The organism is Clostridium sp. CTA-17, assembly GCF_054767895.1.
On record NZ_BAAABF010000003.1, the window covers coordinates 233,730 to 246,193 of the forward strand.

The 12,464-nt window shown below is 28.9% G+C and carries 10 protein-coding genes and 1 tRNA gene; 2 read left to right on the plus strand and 9 right to left on the minus strand.

Features of this window, described 5'->3' with window-relative positions:
• Positions 1 to 5: 5 nt before the first annotated feature.
• From ACYUCG_RS07680 to rsmH, 3 genes are all read right to left on the minus strand, one after another.
• Complete coding sequence (locus tag ACYUCG_RS07680) at positions 6 to 2,225, minus strand: stage V sporulation protein D (protein WP_081092148.1); 2,220 nt, start codon at positions 2,223 to 2,225, stop codon at positions 6 to 8.
• A 187-nt stretch (positions 2,226 to 2,412) separates the two neighbouring features.
• On the minus strand, positions 2,413 to 2,841 hold the full coding sequence (gene ftsL / locus ACYUCG_RS07685; protein WP_060795171.1) for a cell division protein FtsL: 429 nt from the start codon (positions 2,839 to 2,841) through the stop codon (positions 2,413 to 2,415).
• Positions 2,842 to 2,913: 72 nt separating this feature from the next.
• Positions 2,914 to 3,846 (minus strand): 16S rRNA (cytosine(1402)-N(4))-methyltransferase RsmH, encoded by a 933-nt coding sequence (gene rsmH, locus ACYUCG_RS07690; RefSeq protein ID WP_003451137.1) that lies wholly within the window; start codon positions 3,844 to 3,846, stop codon positions 2,914 to 2,916.
• A gap of 357 nt (positions 3,847 to 4,203) precedes the next feature.
• Here rsmH and ACYUCG_RS07695 point away from each other — a divergent pair.
• A tRNA-Sec gene (locus ACYUCG_RS07695) sits at positions 4,204 to 4,300 on the plus strand.
• 92 nt (positions 4,301 to 4,392) lie between these two features.
• On the opposite strand, the gene ychF is transcribed toward ACYUCG_RS07695, so the two are convergent.
• Complete coding sequence (gene ychF, locus ACYUCG_RS07700; protein ID WP_003451384.1) at positions 4,393 to 5,490, minus strand: redox-regulated ATPase YchF; 1,098 nt, start codon at positions 5,488 to 5,490, stop codon at positions 4,393 to 4,395.
• Between the two features lie 158 nt (positions 5,491 to 5,648).
• On the opposite strand from ychF, the gene pdaA reads away from it, so the two are divergent.
• Positions 5,649 to 6,446, plus strand: coding sequence for a delta-lactam-biosynthetic de-N-acetylase (pdaA, locus tag ACYUCG_RS07705; RefSeq protein WP_460268386.1), 798 nt, complete (start codon positions 5,649 to 5,651; stop codon positions 6,444 to 6,446).
• Between the two features lie 100 nt (positions 6,447 to 6,546).
• On the opposite strand, the gene ACYUCG_RS07710 is transcribed toward pdaA, so the two are convergent.
• From ACYUCG_RS07710 to ACYUCG_RS07730, 5 genes are all read right to left on the minus strand, one after another.
• The gene (locus ACYUCG_RS07710) at positions 6,547 to 7,182 is read right to left on the minus strand and encodes a cyclodeaminase/cyclohydrolase family protein (protein ID WP_060795175.1); all 636 of its coding nucleotides are present in this window, start codon (positions 7,180 to 7,182) and stop codon (positions 6,547 to 6,549) included.
• 28 nt (positions 7,183 to 7,210) lie between these two features.
• Entirely contained in the window at positions 7,211 to 8,497 is a 1,287-nt protein-coding gene (locus ACYUCG_RS07715; protein WP_460268387.1) for a glycosyltransferase, read from the minus strand.
• Entirely contained in the window at positions 8,497 to 9,213 is a 717-nt protein-coding gene (locus ACYUCG_RS07720) for a WecB/TagA/CpsF family glycosyltransferase (protein WP_060795179.1), read from the minus strand. Before ACYUCG_RS07720 ends, ACYUCG_RS07715 begins: the two co-directional genes overlap by 1 nt.
• 15 nt (positions 9,214 to 9,228) lie before the next feature.
• Entirely contained in the window at positions 9,229 to 10,326 is a 1,098-nt protein-coding gene (locus tag ACYUCG_RS07725) for a tetratricopeptide repeat protein (RefSeq protein ID WP_003460180.1), read from the minus strand.
• A 291-nt stretch (positions 10,327 to 10,617) separates the two neighbouring features.
• Positions 10,618 to 12,345 carry a phospho-sugar mutase gene (locus tag ACYUCG_RS07730; RefSeq protein WP_004456713.1) on the minus strand — a complete coding sequence of 576 codons (1,728 nt, stop codon included), beginning with the start codon at positions 12,343 to 12,345 and terminating at the stop codon, positions 10,618 to 10,620.
• Positions 12,346 to 12,464: the final 119 nt, after the last annotated feature.

A 12,464-nucleotide genomic window follows, 5' to 3' on the forward strand; every position in this document is an offset into this window, starting at 1 on the left:
TATCATTATTTCTTATCTAACTTAAATTCTATTGTTGTACCACTTTTAACTACATCACCTTGAGATATACTTTGTTCCTTAATAACTCCCTCTCCTGTAAATGTACCTTTCAAACCAATTTTATTTAAAATTTCCTTTGCTTTGTCCGTTGAAAGTCCATTAAAATCTGGTACTACAACATCTTTATTATAATTTGAAGTAGTTTTAGTGTAAAGTTTAATTTCATTTCCTTCTTTGATTGTATATCCTGGTTTAGGATTCATATCAACTACAGAATTTCCGCCATCTTCTACAGAATATTTTATATTATTTTGATCTAAAATAGATTTAGCTTTATCTAAGCTCATGCCCCTAACTTCTGGTACAATCTCTTCTTTCACTTTATTTTTATCTATTTTTGAATTATCTAATTCCATATAGTTAAATATATCACTGAATAAATCATGAGCTAATGGTGCTGCTACTAATCCACCAAAGTATTCTCCCTTTGGATTGTCTACAGATATTAAAACTGAAATTTGTGGATTATTATATGGAGCAAATCCCGCAAAAGATGCCACATATCCTGCACCATATCCCCCACTAGCCTTAACCTTTTCAGCTGTACCAGTTTTACCTGCTATTCCATAGCCTTCTATATAAGCTCTCTTAGGAGATCCAAAGTGAACAGTTCTTTCTAGTGCTTCTGAAACCCTCATAGCTGTTTTCTGATCTATTATATTATCAATCTTTTTAGGCTCAAAAGTTTTATCTACTACCCTTGCCCCACTCTTATCTTCGTGGCTTATTTCCTTCATTATATGAGGTTGTATCCATGTTCCTCCATTGGCAATTGTATTCATAGCTGCCATCATTTGAACTGAACTAGCACTATCAGTTTGACCAAATGATATGGTTGCAAGCTCTACTGGCCCTATTCTATCATTTGGCATTACTATCCCTGTTGTTTCTCCTGGCAAATCTATTCCTGTCTGCTTACCAAATCCAAACTTTTCTATATATTTATTTAATTTTTCTTTTCCAAGTTTTTGACCTATATCCATAAATCCAACGTTGCAAGAGTTTTCTAATATTTGGTCAAAAGTTTCAGTTCCATGACCTTCTGGCTTCCAACATTTTATATAAGTTCCAGATACATTTTTTCCACCTGGACAAAAATAAGTTTCATTTCCACCTGCTATCCCTTCTTGTACTGCAGCTGAAGCTGTTACCATTTTAAATATAGATCCTGGCTCAAAGGTATTTGATACAGCATCATTTTTCCACATATTTTCCATCTTTTCAGTTTTATCTTTACCAGGGAAATTTTCATAACCCTTATAAGGTTCATTAGGATTATAGTCTGGTTTATTAGCCATAGCTAATATTTCTCCATTTTTGGGATTCATAACTATTATACTAACCCCATCTGCTTTATATTCTTTTTTACCTTCTTCTGCAACCTTTTCTGCAAAATACTGTATAGTTTCGTCAACAGTTAATGTAACATCTTTACCATCAACAGGATTTGCAAATTCAGAACTTGAATAAGGTATACCGCTACTATTTCTTGCAACTTCTGATATTCTCATTCCTGGTAATCCTGATAATTCCGCATTATATTCACGCTCTATACCACCTTGACCTATACCATCTGCATCAACTCGTCCTAATACTTGTGCTAAGAAATTATTATCTGGGTAATATCTCTTTGTATCTTGTGAAACTATTACTCCTCTTATCTTTAAATTCTTGACACTATCAGCTTTATCTTTTTCTATCTTTCTGATTAAAGTAACAGATGTCGCTGGCAATCCTGATGGTAAAGTAGTATTTATCTTATCATATACCTCTTCTTTAGGCATGTCTAAAGCAGTACCTAACTCCCCTGCAATTTTATTAAGTTTTTCTTTTTTAGTATCATCTGTATCATCTTTAGTAAATGTATCTTCTCTTAGCGTTTTAAGATCTAAATCTACCCTATAAACATTAGCACTAACAGCTAATTGAGCTCCATTTCTATCTAATATCTCTCCTCTTTTAGCTCCTATTTTTATTTCATGTTTCCATTGTTCTTCTGCCATGGCACCGTATTCTTTGTGCTTAAAAATCATTACATATGATAATCTTAAGGTTAATACTCCTAGTAACCCCCATACTACTATCATAGTCCAATACGTTCTTCCAAATCTAAGTGACTTTGTTATTTTATAATCTTTAAATCCTTTGTTTTTCTTCTTTTTCACCCTTAGCCCTCCGTAGTAAGTTAAATAAAATGAGTTTTATTTTTAAAATTCACTTTATGAAAATTTAAGATTCTACCCAATTTATCATCTTATCTATTTAAAATTAAATTGATAAATTTGTAGTCCCTATAAAAAATTATGGATGTACTCTTAAAATTATAATAAAAGTACATCCTAATTTATTCCCCTATTGCTTACCTTCAGTAGCTTGGCCTTCGCCTAACTTAATCATATTTTCCTTAGTTGGTAATATCATTTTTAATTTATTTTTAGCAATGTCCTCTATTTTATCTAAAGAACTTGCCTTTAATATTTGAACTTTCAAAGCTTCATTTTCTGTTATAACAGAATTTATTTCTTTATTTAATGAGTCCAATTGTTGCTGAGTTTTATAAACTTTTACATCTCTGCTTATTGTTATCCCACCAACAACTAATATTAGAAGTACTATTTGATATACACTTTTTCTTATTTTTTTATCTTTTTGCTTTTTTCTTCTTTGTTGTTCGATTTTTTTCTTTTTCTTGTCATAGGTTTCTTTACTTGGTATAGTTTGTTCTTTTCTTTGTGGTTTAAGTGCTGAACTACCATTATAATCAAACTCTTTTACAATCATCTACAATCCCTCTCCAATTATTTTTTATTCCCCTTACTTAAAAATCTAATAAAGCTTTCTAAATATATCATCTTATAATTTTTCTATTATTCTTAACTTAGCACTTCTACTTCTTGGATTAAATTCTAACTCTTCCTTGCTAGCCTCTATAGGTTTTCTGCTTATAAGCTTAACTTCTGGTTTTCTATTACAAACACATACAGGAAACTCACTTGGGCATGTGCATGGATTAGCTAATTCTTTAAATGTATTTTTAACAATTCTATCTTCTAATGAGTGGAATGTTATTATTGCCATTCTTCCACCTTTATTAAGTTTCTTAACTCCATCTAAAATAGTTTTACTTATAATTTCAAGTTCCTTATTAACTTCTATTCTTATAGCTTGGAATGTTCTTTTAGCTGGATGTGGCCCTTCTCTTCTAGCCTTTGCTGGAATTGCGGCTTTAATTATCTCAACTAGTTCCAGAGTAGTTTCTATATTTTTCTCTTCTCTATTTTTAACTATGAAACTTGCTATTCTTTTTGCAAACTTTTCTTCCCCATATTCCTTGATTATTCTATATAATTCCTCTTCTGAATATGTATTAACTATTTCATATGCTGAGAATTCATTTTCTCTATTCATTCTCATATCTAAAGGAGCATCTTGCATATAACTAAATCCTCTTTCTCCATTATCTAATTGATAAGAAGAAACTCCTAAATCCATAAGGATACCATCTACTCCATCTATGCCTAAATCTGTTAACACATCATATATAGCATAGAAATTACTATGAACATATGTAACATTTTTATAGTCTTTCAATCTTTCTCCAGCAGCTTTTAAAGCATCTTTGTCTTGATCGAATCCTATTAATCTACCATCACTTGATAGTCTTTTTACGATTTCACTTGAATGACCTGCACCACCTAATGTGCAGTCTACATATATACCATCTTCTTTTATATTTAAAGCATTTATGCACTCATCTAGCAAAACCGAAACGTGTTTAAATTCCATATAAATACTCCTTAAATTTTTAATTACTTATCATCATTTGATTTTCTCAATCATATTATATACTGTATAATATAGCTTAATAGCTTTAATTTATCATGCTTAATTTTATTAATAAACATTTTTAAACGTATTTATTATAAACATTATGTAAATTATTATGCCTCTTACTAATTTACACTACAATACAATGATATTGCAACCATTTTCCCATTATATATTATATTTTATTATACATTATTCTATAAAAAATTAAAAATTCCTTTCAATATTCAGGATTTATAAGCTTATATAATTAAAATATCCTTAGAAAAAAATTTGACATTATACTTATTTTGATGTAAAATTTTAAAATATTATGGGAGTAGATAGGGGCTGGTGTCTCTACAGGTCTTCAAAACCTAGTTATGGTGCTAATACCATCATGGGTGGGTTCGATTCCCACATATTCCCGCCATAAAAAAAAGAGCTATCTGAAGAAAACTTCAAATAGCTCTTTTTTTGTCTAAAAATACTGTTTAAATTTGATGATAAATTTTTTCTTTTATATTATACGTTGAATCTGAAGTTAACTATGTCTCCATCTTTCATTACGTATTCTTTACCTTCTAATCTGTAAACACCTTTTTCTTTAGCCGCTGCTTCTGAACCACATTCTACTAAATCGTCATAAGAAACTACCTCTGCTCTTATGAATCCTCTTTCTATATCAGAGTGAATTTTACCTGCTGCTTGTGGAGCTTTAGTTCCTTGTTTTATTGTCCAAGCTCTAACTTCTTGTACCCCTGCAGTTAAGTAACTCATTAATCCTAATAATTTATAACTTGCTTGTATAAGTTTATCAAGACCTGATTCTTCTAATCCATACTCAGATAACATTTCAGCTTTTTCTTCTTCATCTAATCCTGATAATTCCTCTTCAAGTTTAGCGCAAACAACCATGATTCCTGAATTCTCAGTTTCAGCATATGCTCTAACTTTTTGAACATACTCATTATCTAAGTTTCCTTCCATCATATCATCTTCTGATATGTTACAAGCATATAAAACTGGTTTTGAAGTTATTAAGAATAAACTTTTTACGAAAGCTTCTTCATCTTCAGTAGCTTCTAAAGTTCTAGCTGGTTTATTTGCTTCTAAGTGAGCTTTTAATCTTTCCATTACATCATACTCAAACTTAGCAGTTTTATCACCTGATCTTACTAACTTCATAGTCTTTTCCATTCTTCTTTCAAGAACATCTAAGTCTGCAAAGATAAGCTCTAAGTTTATAGTTTCTATATCTCTTATTGGATCTACAGAACCTTCTACGTGAACAACATTCTCATCGTCAAAGCATCTTACAACATGAACGATAGCTGCAACTTCTCTTATGTGTGATAAGAATTTATTTCCTAATCCTTCACCTTTACTAGCACCTTTAACTAATCCTGCTATATCATAAAACTCTATTGCAGTATATACTTTTTTCTTTGTATTATATATTTTTTCTAAAACATCTAATCTCTTATCTGGTACACTTACAACACCTACGTTTGGTTCTATTGTACAGAAAGGATAGTTTGCTGATTCAGCTCCTGCTTTTGTAATAGCATTGAATAATGTACTTTTACCAACGTTTGGTAATCCAACCATTCCTAATTTCATCTATGTACACGTCCCTTTCTTATATTTAATTTCATACTTAATGATTATACTCTAGCTTAATATATATTTCAACAACTGTATTATGTTTCCTAATTATCCACTTAAAAATACAAATTAATCCTAATATATAACACATACTAAATTTGAGGTGATATTTTATGATTAAGAAAGTTTTTTCATTATTATTTTCAATAATGATGATCTTATCTATTACTTTAAACACAAAAGTAAGTGCAAAAGAATTTAATAGCCCTTGTACAAAAGAATTTAACTGGTATTATTCTTTTAATAAAGAGGAAGGTGTTCCTCATGGGCCAAAAGAAACTCCTTATATAAGCAATCATAAAGTTGTATATTGTGGAGACACATCAAAGAAAGAAATTTTTCTTACTTTTGATGAAGGATATGAAAATGGTAATACAGCAAAAATACTTGATATATTAAAAGAAAATCAAGTTCCTGCTGCATTCTTTGTAACAAGACCATATATAAAAGACTATCCAGATCTTATAAAAAGAATGGATGAAGAGGGCCATCTTGTATGTAATCACACTTCTCATCATCCATCTATGGCTAAAATACTTGATAAAGAAAAATTTACAAAAGAATTTACTGAAGTTGAAGAGGAATACTCTAAAGTTACTGGAAAAGAAATGCCTAAATTCTTTAGACCTCCAATGGGTAAATACAGTGAACAATCCTTAGCTTACACTGAAGAACTTGGTTATACCTCTGTTTTTTGGAGTTTTGCTTATAAAGATTGGTTAGTTGATGATCAACCTTCTAAAGAAGCTGCTAAGAAAAAAATATTAGATAAAGTTCATAATGGTGAAGTAGCTCTGCTTCATGCCGTATCAGATACTAATACTGCCATTTTAGATGAAATTTTAAAAGAGTTAAAATCTAATGGTTATGAATTTAAATCTTTAAATGATTTAACTCCTAAGCAAGAATAATACTAAATCAATTATGGGGCCTGTATCAAAATAACTTTTTTTATTACATTTTGATATAGACCCCTTATTATTTATCTAATAATTTTTATTCTATTTTTACTTAATTTTGAAGAAAACCACTTTCTTTTAAAATCTCTTCTTTTAATTTGTTACTTTCATTTCTTATATGTAAAATTTCTTCTTTTACACTCTTAACTAAGTTTTTATCTTTTAAAAATCCTAAGTTTATTTCTACATTAACTATGGAACTATCTATACAAGCACTAAGCATTATAGCACTTACTACAGCATCTGAAATTAAATTTTTATTTCCATACTTAGAAGCAAATTTTACATTATCAAAAAACTTTAAGGCTTTTCTGCTTAATTCTAATGGAACCATCATTGCCCCTAAAGTACATTCATCTATTTTTTCACTTCTTAAGCTTTTCTCTTCACAAGTTTCCTTAGGTAACTTATAGCAATCCATTAATGCAGTAAAAGCTTCCTCATCTTTGTTCATGAAATCTAACATTTCATTATAAGATTTTTTTGCATTTTCAAGATTTTCATCTAATTTCTTTTTATTTTCTTCACTTAATGCCTCGTAAGCTTTTTTACCAACAGTTAAGCTATAAACCATTGATGTTAATGCAACTCCTACTGCTCCAACAATACCTGCTGCTGCCCCACCACCAGGTGCTGATGAATTTGAACCTAAATCTTCTATAAAATCTTTAATCTTTTCGTTTTTCATTGTGTACCCCTCCGTCATGTCTTATTGCCTATTTTAATTTTAGTATATTATTTAGCTTCTTACCTATACTACTCCATTCATATTCTTCATTTGCCTTAAATTTCTTACCTGAATCTATTAAATCCCTACATTTATTTAAGTCATCTATTATAGCATCATAATTATTTTCACTAACTATACACTTTTCTTTATTAGCTACAACATTCTTAATAGGATCATTTTCATCTCCTAATATAACCATAATAAGATTCTTTGTTCCTAAATAATCATATATTTTAGCAGGTATTTGCTTAGAATTTTTGTTTCCTAAAACAAGAAGAACATCTCCATGTATCATATATCTTAAAGCTTCCTTATAGTCAATTCTTCCATTAACACTAACATTAGAAAACTTTTTTAATTCTTCTTTAATATTTTCATCATCTATATTTCCAAAAAATATTATGTTTAATCTATTAAATAACTCCTGGTCTATTTTTTCTAATTCCTTTAAAGCTTTTATAAAAGGTTTTAAATCCCTAATTTTACTGAAAATTTCTCCAGCATAAATTAAGTTTATCTTATTATCCTTTAAAAGTTCTGGCTTTTCTGCCCTTTCAATTTCTTCATATATGGCTTTATTGTACCCCCTAGTTACGATAAACATTTTATCTTCTTTTACATTATATTTTTCCATAAAATCTTTTTTATTCTCTTCAGTTACAAAGATATGTCTATCCCCATTTAATACTACTGATTTTTCTTGTCTACCTTCTATGAATTTTCTTATAAAGCCAATATCCTCTCTTGATGGATCCTTAAGCCAAGGATCACTCCAATATAAAACCCAAGGAATCTCCTTAAAGTGCTTTTTTATTCTTAAAGCACAAAGGTGACTAGATGGTGGCTCATGCATAGAAAATATAACATCAAACTTTTCTTTATCCATAAGTTCTATGCCATACTTTGAAGCTTTAAAACTCCAGTTATAATACATATCAGGAAAAATTATTTTATTTTTAATCTTCCTCATAAGCTTAATTTTACTACTAGATTTCGTGTTAGAAGACTTCTCATCTTCCTTAACCTCTATAGATTTTTTTGGCATAATCTTATTAAATAATTTTCCACCTTCAATAGCATGAACCTTTACTTTACTATCTAAAAGCTTTAATATTTCCTCATCATAGTATATAGAATTTTTAGGAAAGTCTACAGTTAAAAGATGTACGCAATTATTCTCTATATTACATAAATTATTTAAGTACATAAGAGTTTCAATAGATGCTGAATTATTTATCATAGGAGAATAACAGGCTATAAATAAAATTTTCATTATTTTTTACCTCTTTCCTTAAGTGATAAAACTAAGAACTTTGGTATGCTACCTAATCTCTTTATTCTCCAAGGCTCTTTAGCCACTCTATAAAGCCACTCCATACCTATATTAATCATAAATTGTGGTGCTCTATTTACATTTCCAGCAAACACATCAAAACTTCCACCAACACCCATAAAGATCTTGCAACAAAGTTTATCCTTATATTTCTCTATAAAGACTTCTTGTCTAGGCGCTCCCATGGCAACAAAAAGTATATCAGCCTTGCTTTCATTAATTTTTTCTATTAAATCATCACAATTATCTAAATCAAAAAAGCCATTATTACTTCCAACTATATTAATTCCATCATAGTTTTCTTTTATTTTTTCCTTGCATTTAATTAGTGTCTCTTCCTTAGCTCCTAATAAAAACACTTTTAAATTCTTATCTCTAGCTTCCTCTAAAAGCATATTCATAACTTCAATGCCAGCTATTTTTTCTGTAATATCTATTCCATTAATCTTAGCTGCAAGCAAAGTTCCTACTCCATCTGGAATTATTAAAGCATCCTCTTTAGTAAAGCTATTTCTTAAAAATTCATTCTTTATACCATTATATAAAACCTCTGGATTTCCAGATATTATGTTAACTCTTTTTTTATTTTCAATCTCTTTTAAAAGTTCCTCTTTATTATCTGAAAATATTTTATATCCTAATAACTCCTTATACATATTCCGCTCCTAAGGCTATTTAATATTATTATTTTTCATAAATGTTTCTATTTCTTTTACTATTTCATCATCCTTGTTTATAGCCTTTGCTATATCTAAATGCTGCTTTGCCTCTTCTATTTTTCCTGCATTTAAATAACAAACTATTAAGTTAGTACAAACCTCTATATCTCTTGTACTTTCAAAGGCTTTTCTTAAATATTTAACAGCTTCATCATATATTCCTAAAGATGCATAATTTATTCCCATTTCATTTACTGCTTCAACTATACTATCATCAATTGATAAACATTCATTTAAGTAATAAACTGCCTTTTCAAAATTTCCAAGTCTTCTATAAGCTGTTGCAATATAATATCTTAAAATAGCATTATCTTGGAATTTATCTGCTAAAGGAAGAAGTCTTTTTAAAGCATCCTCTGGTTCTTCTATTAAATCTTCTTTTCCTTCTTCATAATCAGCTGAGTCTTTTATCTCATTATATAAAACCTCAACTATTTCATTTCTTTCTCCACCCTTAGCTAAATATTCATTTATATCAACATAAGCTTTATCATATTGTCCCATGTCATTGTAAGCTATTGCTGAATAAAGATATGGAAGAGCTAAATCACTTCTATTTGCTTTACATTTATCACAAATTTCTAGTTGAGTTTCATTATAAGCTTTGTTTCTTTCTCTTAAAGATTCACATATTAAAAGAAGATTTTCATAAACCTCAGTTTCATCTGATATTTCAGTTAATCCCTTTAAAAGCATAAATGCTTCAACCATATTTTCTTCTTTAACCTTATCAGCTACTATCTTTTTAACACATGGAATAGCATCCTCTATTAGTGGAATTAATTTTTTATACTCCTTATTAAATTTAAAATCCTTGTCTCCACCTAAAGCAAAAAACATTCCTTCAACTAAATAGTTTATTGGTAGAGATTCTAGTTTATATCCACTTTTCACATCCTGTGATAAATGTTTTGGATCTATTGGGATATAAACTTCATTTATATTAACCTCTTTTGGATCCTTTCCTAAGCTTTTAACAAATCCATCTCCATCTATTTCTAAAAATAAAAGTTGTGATAATTTTTCTTTTGCAAATGTATTAAAACTCATATATCTATCTCCTTAACTACTTTTACTAACTATTTTAATTCTATCTAAAAATAAAATTTATAAACCTAAATTTTATTATATATCATAAATTTCGAACTTTATTTTATCACAAAATAAAAATTAGTTCATCTTACTATTTAGTTATAACTTATAACACTTATTTTAGTTATATATTATAACACTTTAATTAACTCTTTTGTGCATTAAGCTCTAAAAATATAAAAAGAGCTATATTTATAACTTATAAGTTTTATATAAGTTATATTAACATAGCTCTTTGTTTAACTTAAACTATTTTAATTTAGCATTAATTACTTCCATTATTGCATTTTTAAAGTTTTCAGTTTTTTCTTTTGAATCTTCTAAGCTTGAACCTTTTACTGATAAGTAGATTTTCATCTTAGGCTCTGTACCTGATGGTCTTACAACAAACCAAGAATCATCTTCTAAAACATATTTTAAAACATTTGATTTTGGAAGTTTTATTTCTTTTTCTTCTCCAGTTAAGTTATTTACTTCTTTGCTTAACTTATAATCGAAAGATGTAATAACTTTAACTCCATTCATTTCTTTTAAAGCATCATTTCTTAATCCATCTATGCACTTAGCTATTTGTTCTTGTCCTTCTTTTCCAGCAAGTTCTATTGATACTAAGCTTTCTTTGAAGTAACCATATTTATTATAAAGTTCTATTAAACCATCATAAAGAGTTTTTCCTTGTTCTTTATAATATAAAGTCATTTCAGCTATTAACATTGAAGCTACAACAGCATCCTTATCTCTAGCAAAAGTTCCAGCTAAGTAACCATAGCTTTCTTCAAAACCAAATAAATATTCATTCGAACCTGATTCTTCAAATTCTCTTATCTTTTCACCTATATATTTAAATCCTGTTAATGTATCTATTAAAGTTACCCCATATTCCTCAGTCATTTTTCTTACTGACTCTGTAGTAACTATAGTTTTTATAACTGCACCATTTTCAGGTAATTTGTTCATTTCCTTTAATGAACTTAATATATAATTAGTTAGTAACATTCCTGTTTGGTTACCACTTAATACTTGGTATTCTCCATTATTGTCTTTAACAACAACACCTATTCTATCACAGTCTGGATCTGTTCCAAATATTATATCAGGTTGAATTTCTTTAGCCATATCTAAAGCTAATTTAAATACCTTTGGATCTTCTGGATTTGGATATGGAGCTGTTGGGAAATTTCCATCTGGCATTTCTTGTTCTTTAACAACAAATACATTCTCATATCCTAACTCTTTTAATATTCTTCTTACAGGAACATTTCCTGAACCATGAATTGGAGTATAAATTATTTTTAAATCTTTAGCATGCTTCTTAACTAAATCTTCTCTTATAGTTAAAGTTTTTAAATCATCTATATATTTTTTATCTATTTCTTCACCAATATAAACTAAAAGTCCTTCTTCTAAAGCCTTTTCTTCACTCATTGTCTTTATGTTTGCGTAATCTGTAACTTTGTTAACATATCCAATAACGGCTTTTGCAGGAGCATCTGTTAATTGACATCCATCATCTCCATAAACTTTATATCCATTGTATTGTTTTGGATTATGCGATGCTGTTATAACAATACCACCCTTACAATTTAATTCTCTTACTGCAAAGGATAACATTGGAGTCGGTCTTAAAGATTCGAAAAGATTAACCTTTATTCCATTTGCACAAAGAGTTAAAGCAGCCGCTTTTGCAAACTCCTTAGACATATTTCTTGAGTCATAAGCTATTGCAACAGATTTTTCCCCCGCATAATTATCATTTAAATAATCTGCAAATCCTTGAGTAGCCTTTCCTACAGTATAGATATTCATTCTATTAGTCCCAGCACCAATAACACCTCTTAATCCACCAGTACCAAAATCTAATTCCTTATAAAATCTATCTTCTATTTCCTTATCTTCTTTTACATCTCTTAATTCTGCCTTTATTTCCTCAGAAATAATATCAGAATTTAGCCATTCTTCATATTTTTCTCTATACACTGCACTATCTCCCCTTTAAATCTCTATAAGGATTTTATATTTTATTTTCACAGATATTATACTACAATATTTTGAAATTTGAAAACAAAAAAAAGTAAAAATGGGACTGTAAACAAAAT

Excerpts from the sequence above, each read along its gene's own strand:
- pdaA (WP_460268386.1), top strand. The coding sequence starts at position 5,649 with ATGATTAAGAAAGTTTTTTCATTATTATTTTCAATAATGATGATCTTA.
- ACYUCG_RS07720 (WP_060795179.1), bottom strand. The coding sequence starts at position 9,213 with ATGTATAAGGAGTTATTAGGATATAAAATATTTTCAGATAATAAAGAG.
- ftsL (WP_060795171.1), bottom strand. The coding sequence starts at position 2,841 with ATGATTGTAAAAGAGTTTGATTATAATGGTAGTTCAGCACTTAAACCA.
- ACYUCG_RS07710 (WP_060795175.1), bottom strand. The coding sequence starts at position 7,182 with ATGAAAAACGAAAAGATTAAAGATTTTATAGAAGATTTAGGTTCAAAT.
- ychF (WP_003451384.1), bottom strand. The coding sequence starts at position 5,490 with ATGAAATTAGGAATGGTTGGATTACCAAACGTTGGTAAAAGTACATTA.
- ACYUCG_RS07715 (WP_460268387.1), bottom strand. The coding sequence starts at position 8,497 with ATGAAAATTTTATTTATAGCCTGTTATTCTCCTATGATAAATAATTCA.
- ACYUCG_RS07725 (WP_003460180.1), bottom strand. The coding sequence starts at position 10,326 with ATGAGTTTTAATACATTTGCAAAAGAAAAATTATCACAACTTTTATTT.
- rsmH (WP_003451137.1), bottom strand. The coding sequence starts at position 3,846 with ATGGAATTTAAACACGTTTCGGTTTTGCTAGATGAGTGCATAAATGCT.